A 22584-nucleotide genomic window follows, 5' to 3' on the forward strand; every position below is an offset into this window, starting at 1 on the left:
TTTGGTGGCCGCACTGGCAAAGCCCAGCACATTTATACGATGCGCGTGTGGCGGCCGTCAGCCACCGCCCCGATCGAAGCTATCCTTAATCAACAACGGTGATCCTCCCTCGTTTGAGTGGACACCCATGCTAGCTTTTCGGAACTGGAGAGGAGTGTCTGATGAGCGTGAAGCGTCGGGTCCGTCCGTACTCCAGACTTCAACCGCCTTGTCGATGGCGCAGCCGTCTCAGCGCGGGGCCTCCGCCACCTGAGTTCCGCGCCTCGCCGCTTGGGTTATGAAGAAGCCGCGGGCGAAGCGGAGGTCATACGGTGAATTGCGCGCCTGGGCGTTGATCCTCGATCACGCACCGCGCCAGGCTTTGGGCGACACCTTTGGGGTCGGCCTGATCGGAGACGGCCCTCAGATCAATGTCCAGTTTCCGGGGCGTCGCCTCGATCAAGGTGTAGCCAGAGCGTTCGATGTCGGCGAAGCGGACGTGGTCATTGCGGGCCCGGACATCGCCATAACGCGCCGGCGGCGCGTGGCTGGCGGCCAGGCATGTCGTCACGAGCTCGGTGGCCACGGGCGCCGCGTCGGCTCGGCCGATCCGCAGGTCGTTGACCATATAGGCATGGATGTCGCCGCTTAGGACCACGGCGTTGCGCACCGATGGACGGGTCATGCTGCGCATAAGGCGGTCGCGCGCGGCGGCGTAGCCGTCCCACTGATCCGACATCACGCCGTCCGGCGTTTCGATCGGCGCGACCACCGTCTGCTGAGCCAGCAGGGTCCAGCGCCCGCGCTCGGCCTTCAGCGTCCGGTCCAGCCAGAGCTCCTGGGCCGCGCCCAGCATGGTGCGGTCGGGCGCGCTCAGAGCGGGGCAGTCGCGGCGCGGTCGGTTGCCGCTCTGGCCTGGCGGATTGCAGGCCTGGGACGAGCGATACTGGCGCCCATCCAATACCGGCAGGCTCACCAGATCGCCCCAGGCCAGGCGCCGATAGAGCCGCGGCTGGCCCGGCCGCGCCCACAGACTGGGTCGCACCGGCAGGTGCTCGAAATAGGCTTGGTAGGCGGCCGCCCGCCGACGGGCGAAGATCTGAGGATCCAGCCCCTTCAGGTTGGCCAGGTCGGCGTAGTCGTTCTCGACCTCATGGTCGTCCCAGGTCACGACCCAAGGCGCCAGGCGATGGGCTTCGCGCAAGTCAGGATCGGACTTGTAGATCGCGTGGCGGCGGCGATAACCGTCCAGGTCCGTGGGCTCGTGCGTGTCGAAGCGGCGAACCTTCGGAAACTGGGCGTAGCTGTTCTCGTAGATGTAGTCGCCCAACTGCACGATCAGGTCGGGTTGGGCGGCGACCATGTCGCGATAGGCGCTGAACCAGCCCAGTTCAAAATGCTGGCACGAGCTGACGGCGATCCGCGCGCTTTCGGCGTGCTCCGGCGCGGTGGCGGTGTGGCCGACCGGGCTGACCGCGCCCAAGGCGTGAAACCGGTACCAGTAAGGTCGGCCGGGGCGCAAACCCGAGAGCTCGACGTGAACCGAATGGCCCAAGGTCGGCGTCGCCGCGCGGCGGCCACGCCGCACGATACGGCGGAAGGCCTCGTCCTCGGCGACCTCATAGGCGACGGGAACGGCCGGTGCGTCGAGCGACGCGCCGCCGGCGCTGAGGCGGGTCCACAGTACGAAGCCGTCGGTCGACGGATCACCGCTGGCCACGCCCATCGCAAAGGGCTCGGCGGGCGCGGCCCGGCGGATCTCCAGTCCCTGCGTCGCCGTCGCGCGGGCCAGGAAAAGGCCGGTCGAGGCCGCCATCACCGCGCGGCGGGTCAGCAGGGACATCGCTGGGATCCCATCAGGAGAACGAAGTGAGGCGATCCGGCCCAAGGACCGGATCGCCCCGCGATCAAAAGTCGAACCGCGCGCCGATCCCGTAGGTGGCGGGCGCCCCAACCAGTCGAGCCGCGCCGTTCAGCTCGGGGAAATAGACCTCGTCGGTGATGTTGCGACCATAGGCATAGAGCGTCCAGTTCGACGGGGTGGACAGGTCCACTCGGGCGTTGACCAGGGTGTAGGCCTTGGCCGTGTTGCCCGGCGTGGCGTTCAGGCGGTTGGATTCCTCGCCGTGGCGGGTGACGCCAACGCGGCTGCGCAGCGACCAGCCTTCCTTCAGCGTGATGCTATGGTTCAGGCTGGCGGTGGCCGAAAAGTCCGGCGCGCCCGGCAGCGGATCGCCGACGGTCTGCAGCACCTCGGCCACCCGGTTGGACGAGAACGACAGGACCTCGGTGTCGAGCCAGGCCGCGTTGACGTCGAAGGTCAGTTGCTGGCGCTCGGTGCGCAGCAACTGGGCGCTGAGCGCCACCTCGATACCCTTGCTGCTGGCCTTGCCGACATTGGCGCGGCCGTTGGTGTCGTTGGCCAGCCGCGTCGTGGCCTGCAGTTCGCTGAAGCGATAGTCGAACGCGTCCAGCGACAGACGCAGGCGCGGCGTGGTCCAGCGCAGGCCCGCCTCGTAGGCGCGCACGGTCTCCGAGGCGAAGGGCTTGGTCTCGGCCACCGTGAAGATCGAAGTGCCGTCGAAGCCGCCGCCGCGATAGCCTGTGCCCGCCGACACGAACACGTTCAGGGCCGACGTGACGTCGTACTTCACGGTCAGGCGGCCCGAGACGTTGTCGTCGTCGAACTTCTCGTCCCATGCGAACGGGTTGGTGGTGGCGAAGGTGGTCGTGAAGGTGCTGATGCCCCACGGATTGTGGTCGACGTTACGGCCGACATAGTGGGCGTTGTCGCGCGTGTAGCGCAGACCCGCCGACAGCTGCAGGCGCTCGAGCAGGTGGTAGTCGGCCTGACCGAACAGGGCGAAGCTGTTACGTTCCTGGCGGTGCAGGTTGTCGTAGTTGGTCAGCGCCGAGTAGCTGATCCAGTTGGTGTTGAACTTGACGTCGTCGGTCACGTAGAAGGCGCCGGCGATCCAGTCCAGCTTGCCGCCCGTGTCGTCGGCCAGGCGCAGTTCCAGCGACGACTGGCTGAGCTTCTCGTTGGCGTCGAAATACGAGGCCGGATAGGGCGAACCATCGCCGTTGCCCTGCACCGAACGCTTGCTGCCCTGCCAGCCGCCGATGGCGGTGAAGTTCAGGTTCTCGCGAACCTTGTGACTGAAGCTCGCCGAGCCGCCGTAGATGTCGATCCTCTGGGTCGGATAACCCGTCGAGTAGAACTCGTAAGGATCGTTGTTCTCGCCGGCGTTGGCGATCGTGGCGTCCTGGGCCCGCGAAATCCGATCGTACTGACGGGTGTCGCCCCGGTCGCGGCTGCCGAACAGCTTCACGACCAAATCGCTCTCCGGGGCCATCTTGAAGTCAAACGTCGCGCGGCCGGCGACCAGGTCCTTGTCGCCAAAGCCTTTGCGGCGGCCCGGATCGACCAGTGGCGGCACCTGGGTCTGGACGACGCCCTTGACCGATGGGCGATAGCCAGCCAGCAGGCCCGCGCCCGCCCCGGTCATGAAGCCACCACCGTTTTGGGCCAGCACGGCCAGGCGGACGCCGACGGTGTCGCTGACCGGGCCGCCGACCGAGGCTTCCATCTCGGTGTAGTCATAGCTGCCATGTTCGACGCGGCCCGAGCCTTCGAGAGCCTGACCAGGACCCCGGGTGATCGCGTTGATGACGCCGGCCGTGGTGTTGCGGCCATAAAGCGTGCCTTGCGGGCCCTTGAGCACTTCGATGCGATCGAGGTCGAACAACGGCATGCCCAGATAGGCGTTCGAGGTCTGGTAGACGCCGTCGACGTGCAGGGCGACCGAGGGGTTGCCGTTGGGCTTGTAGTCGTCGGCGCCGCCGATGCCGCGGATGCTGATCAGACCGTAGTTGGTGCCGCCGAAGGCGTAGTTCACCGACACGCCGGCGACCTGATCGACCAGATCGACGACATTGGTGATCCCGCGCCGCTGGGCGTCGCCGCCTTCGACGACGGTTACCGCGATCGGGACGTTCTCGATCCGCGCCGAGCGCTTCTGGGCCGTGACGATCACTTCTTCCAGCTCGGCGACGACCGGATTTTCCTGCGCCGAGATCAGGAAGGTGCGCGGTCCGGTGGCCGTCGCCTTCAGGCCCGAACCTGCCAGGAGGTCACGCAGCGCCTCGGCGGGCGGGCGCGTGCCGATCACGGCGTTGGCCCGCTTGCCCTTCACGAGGTTCGACGCATAGAGCACCTGCACGTCGGCCTGCTTGGCGAAGGCCGGCAGGGCCAGGTCCAGGGGTTGGGTGGGCAGGGTGAAGGCCACCGGCGGCGCGGCGGGCTCCTGGGCCAGGGCCGGCGCGGCCGCGCCCAGGACCAACAGGGCGCAGCAGGCCATCAGGCCGCGCCGAAGACCGGCGGCGTGGGAAACTCGGTTCGTCATCGTGCTTTCCTAGGCAATCCGGCCCCCGTCGACCGATCATCCCCAGGAACTGCGGCCCCGCTGAAAGCCTCACCTTGTCGTGAAAATTTCATCGAATGCCGGAACGCCAGCCGCCGTCATTCGGCGATCTCCCAGGTCGTCCGGTCGACCTGCTGGACGCGCACGCCAAAGCCCGCCCGCAGGGCGTTGGCGAACTCGCGCGCGCCGTCGTAGCGGAACGATCCGGAGATTCGGATGTCGTTCAGCCGCGCGCCTGGAACCAGGGACAACTGGTCGCTGGAATAGCGATTGAACGCCGCGACGACTTGCGGCAACGGCGTGTCGTTGAACACCAGCCGACCATCGCGCCAAGCCGTCAGCGCGTCGAGATCCGCCGCCGCTACGGACTTTGGCCCGGCCTGACCCGACAGCATATGGCCGGTCGTCAGCCTTCGCGCCGCGGCCTGCCCAGCCGCGACGACGTCGAGCGCTCCATCCTCGATAAGAATCTGCGCCGTATCGCCCTGCCTGGTCACCTGGAAGCACCCGCCGCTGCCCTGGGCGCGCTCATCGCCGACAACGACCTGGAACGGCCGGTCGGGGGCCGAGCGCATGTCGAAGTAGGCCTGTCCCTCGACGAGCCGCACACGACGACGCTGAGCGTCGTACTGCACACGCACCCTCGACAGCGGGGCTAGGGTTACGCTCGATCCGTCCGGCAACGGGGCGGTAAGACGCTCACCCGCGCCGGTGCGGATCGTCGCGCCGGCCGTGCTGGCCATCATCACCGCGACGCCGCCCCCGCCGGCCGCCGTCGCGGCGCCGACGAGGCTGAAGATCATGCGCCGACGGCCGATCCCGGCCGCATCGCGCAAAGCGGCCGCGCGCATCGCTATCAGGCCATCGGCCCCCTTGGCCGCCGCCAGGGACGACCAGGCGTCGGCGGTTTCCTGGTAGGCCTCGGCGTTGCCGGGCGCTTCGAGCCATTCAAGGAAAGCCTTGCGGTCATCCGCCGCCAGCGGCCCCCGGTCGGCCTTGGCGAACCATTGGGCGGCCTGATCTTCGTGAACGATGCGACGCCCCATCAGCCCTGCTCCCGCAAGGCGTTGCGCAGAACAGCCATCGACCGCACGAGATGCTTCTCAACGGCGCTGACCGAGATGTTCAGTCGGGCGGCGATCTGGGCGTGGCTCATGTCCTCGAAGCGACGAAGGATGACGATCGTGCGCGCCCGAGGCGACAGCGACTTGAGGGCGACCTGGATGCGTTCCAGGTTCTGTCGCCCGCCGATGACGTCCTCCGCGTCCGGGAGGTCGTCAGCCAGGTCGATACGATCCAAGTCGACCGCGCTCAGCAGCGGCCGCGCCCGTTCCCGCTTTACCTTGTCGCGAAGGAGGTTCGCCGCAGCCTCGAATACATAACCGTCGATGCTTTCCAGGGCCATCAGGCCAGGGCGGCGCAGCAGTCGCAGGAACAGGTCCTGCACCAATTCCTCGCTGTCAGGCCGCGAACCGGTGCGGCGGGTGAAGTAGCGAAGCAGCGGGATGCGAAGGCGTCGGGTCAGAGCCTCAAAGCGCTCGGCGCCTGGCGGGCCGGCCGACTCGCGCGCCAGGCCTTGATCGGAGGCTGGGATGGACATGAGCCGGCCATGCCAGCGCCTGACGACAATCGTGTGAAACTTCCGTTGGAGACCCCGGCGACTACAACGCGGCGCTAGCGAAACTTCCCCCGCCTCCAGACAGTCGAAATTGAGGAGCTGCCGCTGAACCAAGCCCCCATCAGCGCGCCTAGATCGTGACGAGGCGGTTCCCGCTCTGGTCCACAGGCTTTACGCGAGGTCTCGCATTATTTATAACCGTCCGGTCGGTTATGAATCGGAGCAGCCATGGGACGTCGACGCGTCTTTGACCAGCAAGCTATCCTCGACGCCGCCGAACGCGTCGTCGCGCGCGATGGCGCCACGAACCTCACGCTGGACGCGGTGGCTAAGGAGGCCGGGGTCGGCAAGGCCACGGTGATCTACGACTTCAAGACCAAGCAGGCCCTGATCGAGGCCGTGGTGGATCGCGCGTTCCAGGCCGACGCCGCCCGCCACGCGGCGCTGGAAGCAGAATTGGAAGGCCAGGACAGCCGCGCCATCCGCGGCCGCATCCGGGGCGGTGCCCACGCCCCGCCCGAGGACTTCCGAGCCGTCGCGCTCAACCTCAGCGCCGCCCTGGTATTGGACGCTGACCTGCGGCGTAAGATGCAGGCCAGCCAGGCCAGCGTTGTCGCCCGGGTGCTGGCGACCTCGGCCTCGCCGCGCGGCGCGCAGCTGGCTTATCTGGCCCTCGAGGGCCTGAAGTTCCTCGAGCATCTGGATTTCCACCACTTCCCGCCGGCCGAGCGCGACAGGATCGTTCGAGAGATCGAATGGCTGTCACAGGCCCAACCGCAAGACGGCGCGCCCGCCGGCGGCTGATCCCTCCCCCAACCGGATTTCAAGATGACCAACACCCCCTCCGCCGCCCCCGGCGCGGCGACGATCGCGCACGCCTGCCCGCGCCGCCTCTTCCTGACCGGCGCCGCCGGCTATGTGGGACGCAACCTGGCCCGCCGCTTCCTGCGCGACGACGTCCAAGTGGTGGCCCTGTCGCGCAATCCCCAGGACGCCGAGCGCCTGCGGGCCATGGGCGCCGTGGCGGTCGTCGGCGACATCCTGGACCCGGCGATCGGCGAGGCCATGGCCGGCTGCGACGCCCTGATCCACGCGGCGGCCGACACTGATCACGGCCATGGCGGCCCCGCGCAGATGCGGACCAACGCCGAGGGGACGCGGAACGTCCTTCGCGCCGCACGGGCGGCGGGCGTCCGCCGCGTCGTGCACCTGAGCACGGAATCGGTGCTGGGCGACGGCCGTCCGCTGAGGAACATCGACGAGACCCGGCCCTATCCGGCGCGCCCGGCGGGCTCCTATTCGCGCAGCAAGATCGCCGCCGAGACGATCGCCCTGTCCATGAACGATGTGGGGTTCGACGTCCTGGTAGTGCGCCCACGCTTCGTCTGGGGGCGCGACGACACCACGGCCCTGCCGGCCTTGGTGGAGGCCGCGCGGTCGGGACAGCTGGCCTGGATCGACGGCGGCGGCTATCTGACGTCGACAACCCACATCGACAACCTCTGCCACGGCGTCGACTTGGCGCTGCGGGCCGGACGCGGCGGCGAAATCTACTTCCTGTCCGACGGTGAGCCGGTGACCTTCCGCGCGTTCGTGTCGGCGCTGCTGGAGACCCAGGGCCAGGCCCCGCCGGACAAGACCGCGCCCCGCGCCGTGGTGCGGGTGGTCGCGGCCGTGGGCGACCTGATCGGCGCGGCCACGCGCGGCGCCAAGCCCGTTCCCCTTACCCTGCAGGGCTTCTCCGCCTCGGCCGTCGAGGTGACGCTCGACATCGGCAAGGCTCGTCGCGAACTGGGCTATGCGCCCGTCGTCTCCCTCGCCGAGGGTCTCGCCGAACTGGTCGCCTCGGCCCCGCAGAGATAGTCCTCCAAGTGTGGCACGTCCCCGCGGCGTCCAGCCGCCAGCCGGTTGTCGGTACAGGCCAGAAGTGTCCCGGAAACAGGTTAGGGCTGTCAAAAATGCGACGCAGTCGCCAAGGGGTGATTGGCGTATGGTGGAGGTAAGCAAGCGCCATGGACTGACTTTGGCGCATCTCCGGAAACCAGACACTCAGCGCGCGCAGACGGCGCCCAAGCCCCTTCCAACTCGGCTGGCGCGCAAATGAAAAGCCCCACCCGATAAGGTGGGGCCGGTTCATGGGACGCGCCCCAAAGGTCGCCTGTCCTAACCCTTCCAGTCAGGCAGCGCAGCCAGCTGAGCCTTCGTCAGCTTGGCGCGAACGATGTGGTCGTCCGGATCGCCCGGCTCGGGCGCCACGGTCACATCGGCCAGGGCCACGACAACCTTCTTGTCCGGACCCATGCGGTCGATCTCGATCACGATGGCCGTGGGTTTGCCGGCCGCATCGAGAAGCACGTGCTCGACCTCGCCGGCTTTGCGGTTAGCGGCGTCGATGACATCGGCATCTTCGATCTGGCCAACCGTGAAGGCGCCCTTGGCCGGCTGGCTTTCAAGCTGGGCGATGGTGGTTTGAGCGAGCGCACCAGTGGCGACAGCGGCGAGGGAAAAACCCAAGATAGCGAATTTCATGATCGGCTCCTTCTCACAAGGCGACAGACAGGACCCGCTGTGACGGCAAGGTCCTGTCGGATGTCGTCAATTAACGCCGTGTGCGGAGCATTGATCCGGCGTGCGTGGTAAGCGACCGAAGCTTCGGCGCCGGCGCCTATCGCTCTCGTCAGAGCCATCCGCGAGAAATTCCCTCAAATCCATCCGCTCCCGGCGCATGACTCGCGGAGCTTTGGCGCCATTCCGGTCTTTCCCGCATCGGCTCGATAGGGAGCCGGGTTCCCGCGAATACAAACACAGTGCGGTCGCTTGTAAGATTCAGGCGTCCGCCAAGGCGCGCTCGCGCGTCGCGTCGTACTTTCTGACATCCGCCGAGAGCCGCGGCCCCCATCGCGCCACAAAGGCGACGGTGTCGGCGGCCGCCAGGTGGGCGCTTAGGGCCTGCTGATCTCGCCAGCGCTCCATCACGAGCAGCCGCCCGCGAGACGCGTCGACCACGGCGGCGTCGTAGGACACAACGCCGTCTCGCTGGCGGGTGGCTTCGGCGAGATCGGCGAGATCGCGGGTGAAGGGCTCCAGTTCCGAGGGCGGAACCTGCACGTAGCCCGTGACGATGATCATGGCGAGCGACTCCAGAAGCTAGAACAAGGAAACGGATCCCGCCGCGACGAGCAGGCGCGTCGGCGTCAGGCGACGGTCAGGACGATCTTGCCCTGGATGGCGCCCTCGGCGACGCGCTGGTGCGCGCGCGAGGCTTCCGACAACGGAAAGACGCTGTCGATCACCACGCGGACGGTCCCTTGGTCGAGCAATGCGGCGGCCTGCGCCAGCTGCGCGCCGTTCGAGCGGACCTGGGTCGACGAGACCTTGATCCCGCGCTGCGCCGCGGCGTCGCGGCCCTCGAAGCCCAGCGGGTTGACCAGGAACAGGGCGCCGCCAGGCCTGATCACGTCCAGAAACCGTTCCATCCGAGCACCGCCCACCGCATCGAGCACCAGGTCGACATCCTGGACGACCGCTTCGACGGCGGTTTTTCCGTAATCGATGAACTGCTCGACGCCGAACGCGCCGAGCATCGTCGCGTTCTTGGCCGAAGCCACGGCGATCACCCGCGCGCCTCGCGCCTTGGCCAGCTGCGTCGCCAGATGGCCGACGCCCCCGCCGGCGCCGTTGATCAGCACCGTCCGGCCTTCAAGCTCGGCCGGCTCATGCGGGAAGGTCTGGAAGGGATTGGGCGCGTCGTGGCCAAGTTCGATCAGGAACTGCCACGCCGTCAGCAGGGACATCGGCGCGCCGGCGGCTTGGATGTGATCCAGCTTGGCCGGCTTGCGCGCCAGATGCGAGGCCGGCGCGCTGACATATTGGGCGTAGGCGCCGCCGCCGGTCATCACGCCGTCCGGGAAGCGCACCATGCCGAAGACCTCGTCCCCGGCCTGGAAGTCGGTGACGTCAGCGGCCGTCGCCTCGACAACGCCAGAGACGTCGGTTCCCAGGATGAGCGGGAAGTCCCCGTCCGGTCGCCACTCGGGCGGCAGGGCGCGATAGCCGTCGCGCAGATACCAGTCCGGCGGATTGAGGCCGACGGCCCGGACACGGACCAAGACCTCGCCCGGCCTAACGTCAGGCTTGGGGGCGTCTTCGTAAGTCAGCACTTCAGGTCCGCCAAAGGCGTGCAGTCGGACCGTTTTCATCGTCTCGCCCATGATCAATCTCCTCGCACGGCGCTTGACGGCTGATTTAGCGGGTGGCGATAAGGTTGATAATCAGGCCAAAAATCACTTCAATAGTGCCACCATGGAACAAATTGGCCTCGACCGCCTCACGGGATTGATCGCCTTCGCGCGGGTCGGCGCGCTGGGAAGCTACACGGCGGCCGCACGGTCGCTGTCGATCTCCCCCTCGGCCGTGAGCAAAAGCATCCAGCGGCTCGAGCAGCGGCTGGGCGTCTCCTTGTTCACGCGCACCACGCGTTCACTGGCGTTCACGCCAGAGGGTCGCGACCTGCACGAGCGCGCCTTGAACCTGATCCGCCAGGCCGAGGAGATCGAGCAGATGGCGCTGACGGCGCGCTCGGAGCCGCGTGGCACGCTTCGGGTGGCCGCGTCCCTCCCGATCGGCCTGCACGTGATCGCGCCTGCGTTGCCCGCGTTCCGGCGGCGCTTTCCGGATCTCTCGATCGATCTTCGTCTCGAGGACAGGACGACGGACCTGATCGACGACGGGATCGATGTCGCCATCCGCATCGGTGAAGTTCCGGACAGCCGCCTGTTGTCGCGCAAGCTCGCGCCCTATCGGCTTTGCTGCTTCGCCTCTCCGGACTACCTGGCCGCGCGTGGAACGCCATCGCATCCAAACGACCTCGAGGCCCACGATACGGTCAATCTACGCTATCAGAGCAGCGGCCAGATGTTTCGCTGGCCGTTCAAGATCGCCGATCGTGAAATCGAGATCCTGCCCAGATCCGACATCGTGATCGACGCCAGCGAGGCCTTGATGGCGACGCTGGTGGCGGGCGGCGGGATCGGCCTCGGCGCCTCCTTCGTGGCCGCCCCGTATGTGGATCGTGGACAGCTGACGCCGGTCCTTTCAGCTTTCGCGGTGGAACGCCACAACGTCACAGCCCTTTGGCCGGAAAGCCGGCGCAGCAACCCGGCCGTCCGGGCCTTCATTTCCATGTTGAGCGCCACCTTCGATGACCGGATGGCGGCGGCGACTTCCAGCTTGCCATGACGCCTTCTCCAAGCTCCTCGGTCGCGGCGCGCCTATTGGTGGCTAGGCGATCACCGCTCGGTGCGGCGCATCTCGTCGGCATGGGCCAGGGCCCAGGCGCACAGGGCCTCGAAAGGCTCTCGAAGCGAATGGCCCAAGGGTGTGATCGCGTACTCCACCCCAATCGGAGCGGTCGGCAGCACTGTGCGGGTCACCAGGCCATGGCGCTCGAGCCGCTTGAGCGCGTCGGCCAGCGCCTTATGGGTGATGCCGTCCAGCCGCCGCTTGATCTCGTTGAAGCGTGACGGCCGAGGGCAGAGGACGGTCAGGATCATGATCGTCCACTTGTCGGCGATCTTCTCCAGCACCGGCCGCACCTGCGCCATGTCCTGGCGCGCGCGCTCGGACAGTTGGTCCAGATCGGTATCGTCGGGGATATCTAGGCTACTCATGGTGCGTTCTTGATAGCAGATATATTCCGTATATCTAAACCGTCGTCATTGCATGAGGAGCAACATGATGGCTCGACTGGATAACGATATCGCCCTGGTTGTCGGCGGCGCCAAGGGCATCGGCCTGGCGGTCGCCGGGCGGCTGGCCGCCGATGGCGCGCGGGTTTACCTCACCGGCCGAAACGCGGCCGAGGTCGAGAAGGCGGCCGAGCAGGTGGGACACAATGCTGTCGGCTTGGTCGCGGACGCCAGCGAGGCTGGCGACCTCGCCAAGGTGGTAGAGACCGTGAGGGCTCAGGACGGGCGCATCGACGCCCTTGTGCTCAATGCCGGCTTGGCCGAACCAGCCTCGCTGGCCGACGCGAGCGTCGAGCACTTCGATCGTCATTTCACCGTGAATGTCCGGGGCGCGATGCTGGCGCTGCAAGCCAGCCTGGCGACCATGCCGGACGGCGCGGCCGTGGTGCTGGTCGGGTCGATCGCCGACGCGATCGGGGTGCCCAACTACGGCGTCTACGCGGCCACCAAGGCGGCGATCCGCTCCTTCGCCCGCACCTGGGCGGCGGAGCTCGGGCCGCGCCGCATCCGGGTGAACGTGGTGAGCCCCGGCCCCACCGACACGGCGATGATGGCGGCGACGAGCGAGGAGATGCGTGCGGCGCTCGTCGGCCAAATCCCGCTGGGTCGCATGGCGCGCCCGGACGAGGTCGCTGCGGCGACCGCCTTCTTGCTCAGCGACGACGCCAGCTTCGTCAACGGCGCCGAACTCTGTGTCGACGGCGGCATGACCCAGGTCTAGGTCGGCAGCGCCGTTGGTCGATTTCGACGCCGGAGCCTGCGCTACGCGGTCGTGAGCTCAGTGGCCTCTTGAGGTCCAGATCTCCAGACTGGAGTTCCTTACTTCTCGCCCATCATCCGAGTGGGCGAGAAGCCCCTTCCCTGGTCAGTCGACGCGTCCAACTCAGCGGCTGGGCGGCGCCAGTTGCTGACGTTGGCATGGCTCCAAGAACGCGACATTCAGAGCTGGCGCGTCATGCATTCCGGCCGCGTTAAAGCTGGCCCGCTGTTGCGCTAGAGGTCGATCTGCTCGGACATCTCCAGAGCGTCGTCGACCTCGATGCCAAGGTATCGGACCGTGCTCTCCAGCTTCCTGTGTCCGAGTAGTAGTTGGCATGCGCGCAAGTTGCCCGTCTTCTTGTAGATCAGCGCCACCTTCGTTCGGCGTAGGCTGTGCGTGCCGTACGCACGGGCTCGAGTTCAATCATCGACACCCACTTGTCGACCAAGCGGGCGTACTGCCGCGTGCTGACGTGGTCGCCTGGTCGACTGCGGCTGGGAAACAGCCAGTCGTCGTTGCGTCTTCCACGCAACTTCAGCCAAACCGCCAAAGCGTCTCTTGTGGGCTCGGTGATCTCGAACGGGACGGGCTGTCCGGTTTTCCGCTGGATGATCGTGGCGCGTGCACGTAGCGCGCCGCCCGGCGCCACGTCACTGACACGTAGCTTCACCAAGTCACAGCCCCTGAGCTTGGCGTCTATGGCGCAATTGAACATGGCGAGGTCGCGGACTCGACCGTTCGCTTTGAGCTGCTGTCGGATCCCCCAAATGTGCCTGGGCTTGAACGGCGGCTTGGGGCCGATCACCCGGCCCGTGTTCCAAGGAAGTTTGGGCGGAAGGAAGAGATCAAATTGAGCCATGTCCGCCTCCCGCGAATGGCTACTCCCCTCGTTTCATCCTACCACGTTCGAGTGTCCGGGGCTCCGGCTGCGCATAGCCGACATTGGGGGGCGCCAGGCTCCAGACATGGCATCGTTGGCGCCTTCGGCGGCTCACGACCCTGAGCGTACTTTGCTTCATGCCCGGGAAGCGGACATTCGGTGCTAGAGCAACTAACTTCGGCGCCGCCCCTTTTTGCGCCCCCTCGCGACAGGTGCGTAAGGGAAAAATCTCGCGGGATAAGGCTCCGGGGCAAGCTCGTTGACGCCGAGCCCCCTCTTGAGGGGGCCCGCCCTTGTCGCCTACTTCACGGCAATGAAGATCGGGTTGGCGTAGAACCACAGGTCCGACCACGGATCTTCGCCTGGCAAGTCCGGCAGCGGCTCGCTCTCCGCGCCGTTCGTGCCCCGGACCCGGATATAGGTGGAGCGGCGCACGTCCTTGAGCGCGTAGACCATCGACAGCACCTCGCCCTCGCGCGCCCAGGAGGTCGGGGTGAAGGCGCGCGCGACGCGGGTCGAGGGATTGGCGTCGAGCGTGCGGTCGGCGGCCGGTCTGGTGATGTCGCCCTGGATCAGGTCGATTCGGGCGACGCTGGGCGAAAAGCCGCCGAAGTTCTTGCCCGCTGGGTCGCGCACCCGGATGACCACCGTGACGTCCGCTCCCGCAGGAACCTCCAGTCGCCCGCCGATCTCGGCCCTAGCGCCGGCGGCGCTGGCGGTCACATCGACCTCGGAGACCAGGTCGCCCAGGGTTACGAAGATGCGGCCGTTGCGCAGACCGTCCAGCACGTCGTCATAGGTGTGGGCGGCCTTTACATAGGTCTTGGAATACTCGCCCGGCCAGAAGTCCGCGCCACCATCGGTGTAGTGGCGATGGGAGTCCGAGGTCGAGGTGACCCACCAGCGGCGCCCCTCGCCCAGCATCGCGTCCCAGAAGCCGCCGAGCTTGGCGGTCATCTGGTCGAAACCGCCGAGGGTCGGCGCTCGCGAATAGCCGCCGCGATCGCCCTTGCCCTTCAGCGAGCCGTCGGGGCTCAGGCCCGAGGCCTGGTGTCCGGGCGCGCCCTCCATGCCGACGGCGACGTCGGGGGCGGTGTCGTTCCAGTCGCGCAGCTCGGACGGCGAGACCAGGCCGTAGCGGTCCATGCCGGTCGCCGACCGCGACGGGTGGTTGGCGATCACCACCGGCGGCTTCGCCAGCGCCTTCATGTGGCGCAGCGCGTCCAGCATGAAGCTCTCCTCGTCGCGGGCCGGGTCCGCCGGCCAAGGTTCGCGCCGGTTGTAGCGGCTCTCGATCCCGAACAGGGCGTCCCGTTCGCCCGCCGTGCGCGGCAGGATCAGGCTGGAGTGCTCGGCCGCCGGCGTATCCAGCTCCATGCCCCAGAACTGCAGCACGCTCGGCGTCTCGCGGCGGGAGCGCGCCAGCTCGGGATAGGCCTCGTCGCGATTCAGTTTGGAGTGGTTGGGACCGCCGTGATCGGTGGCCACCATCCACGAGAGGCCATACTGGGCGGCCATCCGGGCGTTGGTGGCGATCGGGTTGCTGGCGTCGCCCGCCTTGACCAGGATCGGCGGCTGGGACGGATCGGCGCTGGGCTTCACCGAGACGCTGAACCAGCTGTGGACGTGATGGTCGCCGGCCAGCCAGCGGCGCTCGGAAGCCTTGGCCGGGCGCGTGCCGGGGCGGTTCGGCGCGACCGGCTCGACTGAGTGGCCAGGATGCGCCGACGCCGGGCTTCCGGCGGCCTGCGCCAGGCAGAGCGTCAGGGCGGCAGCCGAGCAAACGAGACGGGCTCGAGACGGAAAGGTGCGCATCCGAATATCCTAGCCAAACCCTGTGACGCTTCCCGCAGGCGATCTTGGGAAAGCAAGCCGGCCCGCGCCGCGGGGGCGCGAGCCGGCCTCGAACCCCGCCGTCAGGCCTAGAACTTGGCCCGCAGGCCGAAGCTGACCGTGCGGCCGTAGTTGGTGTAGCCGCCGAACCAGCCGCCCTTGATGAACTGCCGCTGGGAGGCTTTCGTCAGGTTCTGCCCTTCGATCGTCGCGGTGATCTGCGGAGTGATCTTGTAGCTGACGCTGCCATCCAGCGAGCCGAACGCCTTGTCGTTCAGCGCCGAGAGCCCCGCCCCGCCGACGTCCTGCAGGACGTCGTCGACCCAGCTGTAGCTGGCGCGGGCGGCGAAGCGGTCCTTCTCGTAGAAGGCCGTCACGTTGAAGCTGTTCTTGGCGACATTGACCATCTCGTCCTTGAGGGTCGGCGAGTAGGTCGCTTCGGTGTCGGTGTAGGTGTAGTTGGCCAGGAAGCCCAGGCCGTCGAACGGGGCCGGCAAACGCTTGAACAGGTGCTGGTAGGCCAGCTCGACGCCCTTGATCGTCGCCTTGCCGCCGTTGGTCGGCGAGGTCAGCACGTAGGTCTGGCCGTCGACGACGATGTTGGTGTTCTGGCTGTAAACGAAGGTGGTGATGTCCTTGTAGAAGGCCCCGCCGATCAGCGCGCTGCCCGGCGCGAAGTACCATTCCAGGGTCGCGTCATACTGCCAGGCCTCGAAGGGCTTCAGCAGCGGATTGCCGCCTACGGCCGTCAGCAGGGTCCCGGAGTTCAGGGTCAGGCGCGGCGCCAGGTCGGCCAGGGACGGCCGGGTGATCACCTTGGCGGCGGCGACGCGGGCCTGCAGGGTCTCGGTCAGCTCCAGCGCGAAGTTGGCCGTCGGCAGGACGTCGGTATAGGTCTTCTCGAAGCGGACGGGCAGCGCCGCCGCGCCGTTGTCGGCGTGACCCGACGAGACCTGCTTGGTCTGCGCCACACGCACGCCGACCTCACCGCGCAGGGGCGCGCCGAACAGGTTGGTGTCGATGTCGCCCAGGGCGTAGCCGGCCCCGATCTTCTCGGACACGCGATACGAATTGCGCTGGTCCGCGCGGGCCGTGCCCTTCTGGTTCGGGTCGCGCAGGGCCCAGAACGCGGCCGGGTCCGGCATGGCCCAGCGCGTAGGCAGGCCGGCGGAGGCGCCGCCCAGGAAGTCGGTGACCGGGAACGGGTCGAAAGAGTCCGCGCCGAAGACCTTGCCGGTCAGGTTGGTCGTGTAGTTGATGTCGGCGCGATTATAGGATCGCGAGCGCTCGCGAAATTTGACGCCGAACTGAAGGCGGCTGACCGGACCCAGGTTCACCGGCCGTTCGGCGTCGAACTGCAGGGCGGTCTCGTCGTCCGTGGCGTTGCTCACCCGCCATTCGATGCGGCGGAACGGCAGCATGGACGGGTTGTTCAGGTCGGCGGTCAGCAGGCTGACGTCCGGCAGCCCGTCGCCAGCCTGGGGCAGGTTGAACGTGGCCCGGCCCATCGACCCCTGCAGACGGGTGCGGGTGATCGGCTTGGAGGTTTCCGAATAGGCCCGGGCGTAGGCGAGGTCGCCAGTGATCGTCCAGTCCTCGAGCTTCTGACGGATCTTGCCGGCGATCATCATGTTGTCGTGAGCCAGGTCGCTGACTTCGCGACCGATCTGGCTGTTGGTGTTCGCCGTGCCGCCCGTCATGACGCCGTCCTTGATCACGGCCGAGCCGGCGACCAGGGTCGAGAGATCCGGATCGACCGAGTAGGTCAGTTCGTCATAGTGGTCGTCGAGCTTGGTGTAGCTGCCGTCCAGCGTGATTTCCGTGGCGTCGCTGGGCCGATACTGGGCCGAGAGGACGAGGCCCTTGCGCTTGCGGTCCTCGCGCTCCAGCGTCGGGCGGATATTGGTCGCATACAGCTGCACGCCCTGGGCGATCAGGCTCTTTCCCAGGGTGGTGGTCGCGCTGGGATAGCTCCAGCCCACGCCGGTGATGCGGTCCTGGCGCAGGGTGCGCTGATCGTACACCGCCGCCGCCAGCACGCCGAAGGTGCCGGCCGCGTTGGTCCAGCTGGCCAGGCCCGACACGCGCGGGTCGGTCTTGCCGGCGAGCTCGGGATGGCTGGCGGTGGCCGACAGCGCCAGGGTCGTGCGGCCTAGGTCCAGCGGGCGAAAGGTCTTGATATCGACCACGCCGCCGATGGCGCCCTCGTCCAGAGAGGCCAGCGGCGTCTTGCCGACCTCGACGCCGGCCACCAGTTCCGACGGCAGGGTGTCGAAGCGGAACTGGCGGCCGCTCTGGCCGCTGTCGCGCATGTTCTCGTTCACCGCGGCGCTGCGGCCGTTCAGGGTGACGATCTGGAAGTTCGGGCCCAGGCCCCGGACGCGGATGAACAGGCCCTCGCCCCGGTCGCGGGTGATGGCCACGCCCGGCACGCGCTGCAGGGCCTCGGCGATGTTGTTGGACGGGAACTTGCCGATGTCCTCGGCCGAGATGGCGTCGACGACATTGGCGGCCTTGCGCTTTTCGTTCAGCGCGCGGGCGAGCGAGTTGGCGAAGCCGCCCGTGACGACGAGCTCTTCGATCTCGGTGGGCTCGTCGGCTCGGGCCGGGGCGGACTCGGCGCGCGGCGCGGCCGCGGCGGGGTTGGCCTCGGTCGAGACCTTCTGGGCCGCCGGGCGCAGGATCGCCGCGCCGCCGTTGCGCACGAACGTCAGGCCCGTTCCCCGCAGCAGCTCGGCCAGGCCGCGCTCGGCGTCGAACTGGCCGCGCACGCCATTGGTGTGCTTGCCGCTCAGCAGGGCCGGATCGGCCAGCACCTGCAGGCCCGTGGCCCGGGAGAAGCTCGGCAGGGCCGAGACCAGGTCGCCAGCCGGGATCGCCAGGGTCGGCTTTTCGGGCGGCGCGGCCACGACGGGGCTCGCCGCCAGCAACGCGGCCGCGGAGGCCGAGCCAAGCCAGGTCCAGGTCTTCGAAGTCATGTCGTCATCCCCTTTTTGCGCGGCGTTCGACGCCGGTTCGGCCGGGAAGACGCTGGCCCCCGGCAAACCCGGACAGGGATTTTTGTGAAGTTTCGGCGACGGCGGTCAGCGCGAGAGCAGCAAGCCGTCCGAGGTCTGACGAACGGTGAAGCCGTGCATCAGCGCCAGATCGCGCACCAGGGCCCGGGGCTCGTCGAGCCGGAAGCGGCCAGCCACCCGTTGGCGACCCAAGGCCGGATCGGCGATCACGATCGGCGTGGCCGAGGCGCGGTTCAGGCGCTCGACCAGCCGCGCCAGGGGGATGCCGTCCGTTTCCAGCCAGCCCGAGCGCCAGTCGTCGGCATGGAGGTCGAACGCGCGGATCGCCGACAGCCGGCCCTCCTTGGCGAAGGCCCGCTGGCCCATGGTCAGCTCGGCGGTGCGGTGGATCAGCCCCGCCGGCGCCAGCCGAACGCGACCGCGACGCACCGAAAGCTCCAAGCGCTCGTCGCTGCGCTCGAGGTCGAAGGCGGTGCCCAGCACGCGGGCCGAGCCTTCGGGCGCCTTGACCGTGAACGGCCGTCCCGCGTCGTGGGCGACGTCGAAGAAGGCCTCGCCGCTGACCAGCTCGACCTGGCGCCGCCGGGCGCCCAGGCGCACCTCCAGGCGGGTCGCGCCGTCCAGGGTGACCCGCGTGCCGTCGGCCAGGGTGGCGACCCGGTGCTGGCCCGGCGCGGTCTGCAGCACCACCGGCGCGACGGTCATCAGCTGGATCTGCGGCCAGGCGAGGACGGCGGCCAGGCCGCAGGCCGCCAGACCGCCCGCCAGCGCGGCCCAACGCCCAGCGCGGCGCGGGACGCTCCGCCGTTGCTCGCTCAGCCGCATCGCCTCAGCCAGGGCGGGGTCCTGACTGGCGCGCCAAACCGCGTCGAAGGCTTGGCCGTGGGTCGGATCGGCCGACTTCCAGGTCTCGAAGGCGGCGTCCTGACGGTCGCCGTCGTCCAGACGTCGCGCCGCCCAGACGGCGGCCTCTTGGCGGATGCGGCTCATCGGCGGCCTCCGCTGGCGCGGCGCTCGGCCCGCGCGATCTCGCGATGCAGCTGCTCCAGCGCCCGCACCACGTGCTTTTCGACCGCCGCCTCGCTGAGGCTGAGATCCTGGGCGATCTGACGCGGCGAGTGGCCGTGCAACCGGCGCCGGATGAAAACGTCGCGACGCAGGGGCGGCATTGCATCCAGCGCCTTGCCGAACACCTCGACCTTCTGGCGATGCATCAGGATCTGCTCCGGCGCAGGGGCTTGGCAGGGAATGTCGTCGTCCAGCGCCTGGGCGGGCCGTCGGCTGGCGCGGCGGAAGTGGTCGCGCACAAGGTTCAAGGCGATGCGATAGCCCAGCGCGGCCCTGTCAACGATGGTCCGCGCCTGCTCGTAGGCAAGCAGGCGCTCGAACGTTTCCTGCACCAAATCCTCGGCCGTCGCGGGATCACGCGTCCGCCGAACGATAAACTGATAAAGGTCGCGCCGCTGCGCGCGCAGGCTAACCAGGTCGCTCATCGTAGCGCTTGGCTCCCCCAGGGAGCGGAATAGCGGACGGACCGACCAAGCATGGCCAGGCGCTAGCACGACTTTGTGACACTATCGCCTTTTCGCGCCGAACGTCGCCTCAGCGCCGATTGTGTTGAAAAAGTCGACCCCACGATTTCACAGGCTTATTTTCAGCACGAATAATGCCGATCGATCCAGTTTCCTAAACGGTTGAATCTGCAGCGTGCGCGTTCACGCAGATAAGCCTCGATCGCTGAGCCCGGCGGACTTTTTCAACACAATCCGCCAAAAGCGGTCACAGGGGCGTCAGACCAAGGCTCCCGAACTGTCGCCAAAGCCATCCCCCGAGGTTGTCACGAAACCGTCTAAACCGTTGAAGGAAAAAGGTTCTCGACGGTCTGGGATGTCAGGAGAAAATGGCGCGCCCGGAACGATTCGAACGTCCGACCCTCAGATTCGTAGTCTGATGCTCTATCCAGCTGAGCTACGGGCGCGCATTGCCTTTCGGCGAGGCGGGGGAAGTAGCCCGTCCGTTTCGGGAACGCAAGCCCGGTTCGCAGGAAAATTCGAAAAGTTTCGCACGCCGGTGTTCGCTCGGCGCAACGGCCTTGCCGCATAGTGGTTCAGGGCGCGGGATTGAAGCGGCTTGCAGACTATCTGGACGTGACAGCGTCGCTTGATTGGTGTCCATGGGTGGCCTCGGGACGGCGGGCAGGCCTTCCCCAATGTTCGCCCCTCGTCCGCCATAGAGGATCCGTATGCGTCGTTTTGTTTCCCTGCTCGCCCTCGCCGCGTCGCTCCAGCTGGCGCTGGCTCCGGTCTCCGCCGCCCACGCCGAGTCGATCCCGCTGGGCATGCCGGCGGCCAGGCCGGTCTCCACCTCGACACCCGCCAAGGGCATGGTCGCCGCGGCCAATCCGCTGGCGGTCGAGGCCGGCCTGCGGGTGCTGCGCGACGGCGGCTCGGCCGTCGACGCCGCCGTGGCCATCCAGGCGGTGCTGGGCTTGGTCGAGCCGCAGAGCTCGGGCCTGGGCGGGGGGGCGTTCATGGTCTTCTACGACGCCAAGACCGGCAAGGTGACCGCCTATGACGGCCGCGAGACCGCGCCGAGCGGCGCTTCGCCGGACATGTTCATGGCGCCGGACGGCAAACCCCTGCCCTTCGTGACGGCGCTGCTGTCGGGCCGCTCGTCGGGCGTGCCAGGCGCGGTGGCCATGCTGGCCCAGGCCCAGAAGGAACACGGCAAGGCTGCCTGGAACACCCTGTTCAAGGACGCCGAAAAGCTGGCCGACGACGGCTTCGTAGTCAGCCCGCGCCTGGCTGGCATGATCGTCAGCCGCGCGCCCCAAGCCTCGCAGCCGGACGCGGTGAAGTACTTCACCAAGCCGGACGGAACCCGCTACCAGGCCGGCGACGTGCTGAAGAACCCGGCCTATGCCGCGACGGTGCGCAAGATCGCCGCCGAGGGTCCGGCGGCCCTGCTGGACGGCTCGATCGCCCAGGCGATCGTCGACCGGCTGCACGAGGGCGACCTGCCCAGCAGCATCACCCTGGCCGACTTGAAAAGCTACAAGCCGCGCGTGGCCCCGGCCCTGTGCCGCCCGTGGAAGGTCTATACCGTCTGCGTGCCCAACCCGCAGTCGTCGGGTCTGGCCGTGATCCAGGCGCTGCGGATGCTGGAGCACACCGACATCGGCAAGCGCGGTCCGACCGATCCGGTGGCCTGGACCCAGCTGGCCCAGGCCGAGCGAGTGATGTACGCCGACCGCGACCGCTATGTCGGCGATCCCGCGTTCGTGACCGTGCCGGTCGACGGCCTGCTGGACCCGAAATATGTCGCCGAGCGCGCCAAGCTGATCACCGACACGGCGGGCGCGGCCCCGCCGTTCGGCAAGCCGAAGGGCGCGCCGAAGGTCGGGATCGACATGACCAAGGAGCCGGGCGGCACCACCCATCTGGTCGTAGTCGACCCCGCCGGGAACGTCGTGTCGATGACCACCACGGTCGAGAGCATCTTCGGCAACGGCCGGATGGTGAACGGCTTCTTCCTCAACAACCAGCTGACCGACTTCTCGTTCTCGCCGAAGGAGAAGGACGGCGCGCCGGCCGCCAACGCCATCGCGCCGGGCAAGCGCCCGCGCTCGTCGATGTCGCCGATCATCGTGCTGGACAAGAAGGGCAAGTTCCTGGCGGCCGTCGGCTCGCCGGGCGGCAACGCCATCCTGTCCTATAACCTGAAGGCCATGGTCGGGCTGTTCTACTGGAACCTGAACATGCAGGAGGCCGTGTCGCTGCCAAATGTTGTCGCGCGGGGGGATGCCTATTCGGGCGACGCCCAGTGGTTCGGACCCGCGATGCTGTCGGCGCTGAACGCGCGCGGCGTCAATATCAAGGTCGGCCAGGTCGAGGGCTCTGGCCTGCACGGCGTGATCGTGCGGCCGGGCGACGTGCTGGAAGGCGGCGCGGACCCGCGTCGCGAGGGCGTGGCCAAGGGGCTCTGAACCTCTCCGCCAAGGACTAGGTGCGGGCCTGATGCTCTTCCAGGGCGTGGCAGCCGAAAGTGTAAGCGGTTTCGGCGCCTGCCACGCCCTGCCTTTTAGAGATGGACCCTGATCGAACGATCAGGGCTCCAGGCCCGCCTCGACCTCGGCGCGGGAGAAGACTTCCTCCTGGCCGTCGATGAGCAGTTCGGTGTCGGAGGCTTCCTGCACAGCGACCATGGCCGCCACCCGGCGCAGAGCGCTCGGGACATCGGGCGCCTCGACCGTGATCTCGTGGATCGGCGCGCCCCCAGTCGAGGCGCCGATCTTCACCGCGATGGTCCAGGTGGTGGTCATCGCAC

At 67.8% G+C, this 22584-nt stretch carries 18 protein-coding genes, 1 tRNA gene and 1 pseudogene; 5 read left to right on the forward strand and 15 right to left on the reverse strand.

Annotation, left to right across the window (positions count from 1 at the left end; genetic code table 11):
- Nucleotides 1-304: 304 nt before the first annotated feature.
- The 4 genes from AC1RNC_RS20065 to AC1RNC_RS20080 all read right to left on the reverse strand — a co-directional run bounded on the left by AC1RNC_RS20065 (nucleotide 305) and on the right by AC1RNC_RS20080 (nucleotide 6003).
- Nucleotides 305-1822, reverse strand: a complete 1518-nt coding sequence (locus AC1RNC_RS20065) for an alkaline phosphatase D family protein (RefSeq protein ID WP_492888053.1) — start codon at nucleotides 1820-1822, stop codon at nucleotides 305-307.
- Between the two features lie 64 nt (nucleotides 1823-1886).
- Nucleotides 1887-4385, reverse strand: coding sequence for a TonB-dependent receptor (locus AC1RNC_RS20070; RefSeq protein WP_492888054.1), 2499 nt, complete (start codon nucleotides 4383-4385; stop codon nucleotides 1887-1889).
- 116 nt (nucleotides 4386-4501) lie between these two features.
- Nucleotides 4502-5449 carry a FecR family protein gene (locus tag AC1RNC_RS20075; protein WP_492888055.1) on the reverse strand — a complete coding sequence of 316 codons (948 nt, stop codon included), beginning with the start codon at nucleotides 5447-5449 and terminating at the stop codon, nucleotides 4502-4504.
- A complete protein-coding gene (locus AC1RNC_RS20080; RefSeq protein ID WP_492888056.1) occupies nucleotides 5449-6003 on the reverse strand; it encodes an RNA polymerase sigma factor in 555 nt (184 codons plus the stop codon). Before AC1RNC_RS20080 ends, AC1RNC_RS20075 begins: the two co-directional genes overlap by 1 nt.
- 246 nt (nucleotides 6004-6249) lie before the next feature.
- On the opposite strand from AC1RNC_RS20080, the gene AC1RNC_RS20085 reads away from it, so the two are divergent.
- Both AC1RNC_RS20085 and AC1RNC_RS20090 read left to right on the forward strand, forming a co-directional pair.
- Nucleotides 6250-6825: a TetR/AcrR family transcriptional regulator gene (locus tag AC1RNC_RS20085; protein ID WP_492888057.1), complete on the forward strand. Its 576-nt coding sequence runs from the start codon at nucleotides 6250-6252 to the stop codon at nucleotides 6823-6825.
- A 24-nt stretch (nucleotides 6826-6849) separates the two neighbouring features.
- The gene (locus AC1RNC_RS20090; RefSeq protein ID WP_492888058.1) at nucleotides 6850-7884 is read left to right on the forward strand and encodes an NAD-dependent epimerase/dehydratase family protein; all 1035 of its coding nucleotides are present in this window, start codon (nucleotides 6850-6852) and stop codon (nucleotides 7882-7884) included.
- Between the two features lie 300 nt (nucleotides 7885-8184).
- Here the strand turns inward: AC1RNC_RS20090 and AC1RNC_RS20095 are convergent, their stop codons facing one another.
- The 3 genes from AC1RNC_RS20095 to AC1RNC_RS20105 form a co-directional block, all read right to left on the reverse strand.
- The gene (locus AC1RNC_RS20095) at nucleotides 8185-8550 is read right to left on the reverse strand and encodes a PRC-barrel domain-containing protein (RefSeq protein ID WP_199743435.1); all 366 of its coding nucleotides are present in this window, start codon (nucleotides 8548-8550) and stop codon (nucleotides 8185-8187) included.
- 297 nt (nucleotides 8551-8847) lie between these two features.
- On the reverse strand, nucleotides 8848-9150 hold the full coding sequence (locus AC1RNC_RS20100) for a putative quinol monooxygenase (protein ID WP_492888059.1): 303 nt from the start codon (nucleotides 9148-9150) through the stop codon (nucleotides 8848-8850).
- A 65-nt stretch (nucleotides 9151-9215) separates the two neighbouring features.
- Nucleotides 9216-10232 (reverse strand): NADP-dependent oxidoreductase, encoded by a 1017-nt coding sequence (locus AC1RNC_RS20105; protein ID WP_492888060.1) that lies wholly within the window; start codon nucleotides 10230-10232, stop codon nucleotides 9216-9218.
- Here AC1RNC_RS20105 and AC1RNC_RS20110 point away from each other — a divergent pair.
- A complete protein-coding gene (locus AC1RNC_RS20110; protein WP_492888061.1) occupies nucleotides 10231-11259 on the forward strand; it encodes a LysR family transcriptional regulator in 1029 nt (342 codons plus the stop codon). The two genes, AC1RNC_RS20105 and AC1RNC_RS20110, sit on opposite strands and share 2 nt — an antisense overlap.
- A gap of 50 nt (nucleotides 11260-11309) precedes the next feature.
- Here the strand turns inward: AC1RNC_RS20110 and AC1RNC_RS20115 are convergent, their stop codons facing one another.
- Nucleotides 11310-11690, reverse strand: coding sequence for a winged helix-turn-helix transcriptional regulator (locus AC1RNC_RS20115; RefSeq protein WP_199743437.1), 381 nt, complete (start codon nucleotides 11688-11690; stop codon nucleotides 11310-11312).
- Nucleotides 11691-11757: 67 nt separating this feature from the next.
- On the opposite strand from AC1RNC_RS20115, the gene AC1RNC_RS20120 reads away from it, so the two are divergent.
- Complete coding sequence (locus AC1RNC_RS20120; protein WP_492888062.1) at nucleotides 11758-12489, forward strand: SDR family NAD(P)-dependent oxidoreductase; 732 nt, start codon at nucleotides 11758-11760, stop codon at nucleotides 12487-12489.
- Nucleotides 12490-12761: 272 nt separating this feature from the next.
- On the opposite strand, the pseudogene AC1RNC_RS20125 reads toward AC1RNC_RS20120, so the two are convergent.
- The 6 genes and pseudogenes from AC1RNC_RS20125 to AC1RNC_RS20150 form a co-directional block, all read right to left on the reverse strand.
- Nucleotides 12762-13387 (reverse strand): annotated as a pseudogene (locus tag AC1RNC_RS20125) (site-specific integrase).
- A 321-nt stretch (nucleotides 13388-13708) separates the two neighbouring features.
- Entirely contained in the window at nucleotides 13709-15223 is a 1515-nt protein-coding gene (locus AC1RNC_RS20130) for a CehA/McbA family metallohydrolase domain-containing protein (RefSeq protein ID WP_492888063.1), read from the reverse strand.
- Nucleotides 15224-15330: 107 nt separating this feature from the next.
- Nucleotides 15331-18219, reverse strand: coding sequence for a TonB-dependent receptor (locus AC1RNC_RS20135; protein ID WP_492888064.1), 2889 nt, complete (start codon nucleotides 18217-18219; stop codon nucleotides 15331-15333).
- Between the two features lie 105 nt (nucleotides 18220-18324).
- On the reverse strand, nucleotides 18325-19248 hold the full coding sequence (locus AC1RNC_RS20140; RefSeq protein ID WP_492888065.1) for a FecR family protein: 924 nt from the start codon (nucleotides 19246-19248) through the stop codon (nucleotides 18325-18327).
- Entirely contained in the window at nucleotides 19245-19751 is a 507-nt protein-coding gene (locus tag AC1RNC_RS20145; RefSeq protein ID WP_099503481.1) for an RNA polymerase sigma factor, read from the reverse strand. The genes AC1RNC_RS20140 and AC1RNC_RS20145 overlap by 4 nt, the downstream gene beginning before the upstream one ends.
- Nucleotides 19752-20159: 408 nt before the next feature.
- Nucleotides 20160-20236: transfer RNA gene (locus tag AC1RNC_RS20150), tRNA-Arg, on the reverse strand.
- Nucleotides 20237-20500: 264 nt separating this feature from the next.
- On the opposite strand from AC1RNC_RS20150, the gene ggt reads away from it, so the two are divergent.
- Entirely contained in the window at nucleotides 20501-22243 is a 1743-nt protein-coding gene (ggt, locus tag AC1RNC_RS20155; RefSeq protein WP_492888066.1) for a gamma-glutamyltransferase, read from the forward strand.
- 120 nt (nucleotides 22244-22363) lie between these two features.
- On the opposite strand, the gene AC1RNC_RS20160 is transcribed toward ggt, so the two are convergent.
- Nucleotides 22364-22579 carry a hypothetical protein gene (locus AC1RNC_RS20160; protein WP_492837329.1) on the reverse strand — a complete coding sequence of 72 codons (216 nt, stop codon included), beginning with the start codon at nucleotides 22577-22579 and terminating at the stop codon, nucleotides 22364-22366.
- Nucleotides 22580-22584: the final 5 nt, after the last annotated feature.

This window comes from Caulobacter sp. GW822-FHT01G02, from assembly GCF_058802865.1.

What these genes read in the sequence shown, in the direction of transcription:
- AC1RNC_RS20095 (WP_199743435.1), bottom strand. Translation starts at nt 8,550, where the DNA reads ATGAAATTCGCTATCTTGGGTTTTTCCCTCGCCGCTGTCGCCACTGGT.
- AC1RNC_RS20160 (WP_492837329.1), bottom strand. Translation starts at nt 22,579, where the DNA reads ATGACCACCACCTGGACCATCGCGGTGAAGATCGGCGCCTCGACTGGG.
- AC1RNC_RS20085 (WP_492888057.1), top strand. Translation starts at nt 6,250, where the DNA reads ATGGGACGTCGACGCGTCTTTGACCAGCAAGCTATCCTCGACGCCGCC.
- AC1RNC_RS20090 (WP_492888058.1), top strand. Translation starts at nt 6,850, where the DNA reads ATGACCAACACCCCCTCCGCCGCCCCCGGCGCGGCGACGATCGCGCAC.
- AC1RNC_RS20100 (WP_492888059.1), bottom strand. Translation starts at nt 9,150, where the DNA reads ATGATCATCGTCACGGGCTACGTGCAGGTTCCGCCCTCGGAACTGGAG.
- AC1RNC_RS20115 (WP_199743437.1), bottom strand. Translation starts at nt 11,690, where the DNA reads ATGAGTAGCCTAGATATCCCCGACGATACCGATCTGGACCAACTGTCC.
- AC1RNC_RS20110 (WP_492888061.1), top strand. Translation starts at nt 10,231, where the DNA reads ATGATCAATCTCCTCGCACGGCGCTTGACGGCTGATTTAGCGGGTGGC.
- AC1RNC_RS20065 (WP_492888053.1), bottom strand. Translation starts at nt 1,822, where the DNA reads ATGTCCCTGCTGACCCGCCGCGCGGTGATGGCGGCCTCGACCGGCCTT.
- ggt (WP_492888066.1), top strand. Translation starts at nt 20,501, where the DNA reads ATGCGTCGTTTTGTTTCCCTGCTCGCCCTCGCCGCGTCGCTCCAGCTG.
- AC1RNC_RS20075 (WP_492888055.1), bottom strand. Translation starts at nt 5,449, where the DNA reads ATGGGGCGTCGCATCGTTCACGAAGATCAGGCCGCCCAATGGTTCGCC.
- AC1RNC_RS20140 (WP_492888065.1), bottom strand. Translation starts at nt 19,248, where the DNA reads ATGAGCCGCATCCGCCAAGAGGCCGCCGTCTGGGCGGCGCGACGTCTG.
- AC1RNC_RS20130 (WP_492888063.1), bottom strand. Translation starts at nt 15,223, where the DNA reads ATGCGCACCTTTCCGTCTCGAGCCCGTCTCGTTTGCTCGGCTGCCGCC.
- AC1RNC_RS20105 (WP_492888060.1), bottom strand. Translation starts at nt 10,232, where the DNA reads ATGGGCGAGACGATGAAAACGGTCCGACTGCACGCCTTTGGCGGACCT.
- AC1RNC_RS20070 (WP_492888054.1), bottom strand. Translation starts at nt 4,385, where the DNA reads ATGACGAACCGAGTTTCCCACGCCGCCGGTCTTCGGCGCGGCCTGATG.
- AC1RNC_RS20145 (WP_099503481.1), bottom strand. Translation starts at nt 19,751, where the DNA reads ATGAGCGACCTGGTTAGCCTGCGCGCGCAGCGGCGCGACCTTTATCAG.
- AC1RNC_RS20135 (WP_492888064.1), bottom strand. Translation starts at nt 18,219, where the DNA reads ATGACTTCGAAGACCTGGACCTGGCTTGGCTCGGCCTCCGCGGCCGCG.
- AC1RNC_RS20080 (WP_492888056.1), bottom strand. Translation starts at nt 6,003, where the DNA reads ATGTCCATCCCAGCCTCCGATCAAGGCCTGGCGCGCGAGTCGGCCGGC.
- AC1RNC_RS20120 (WP_492888062.1), top strand. Translation starts at nt 11,758, where the DNA reads ATGGCTCGACTGGATAACGATATCGCCCTGGTTGTCGGCGGCGCCAAG.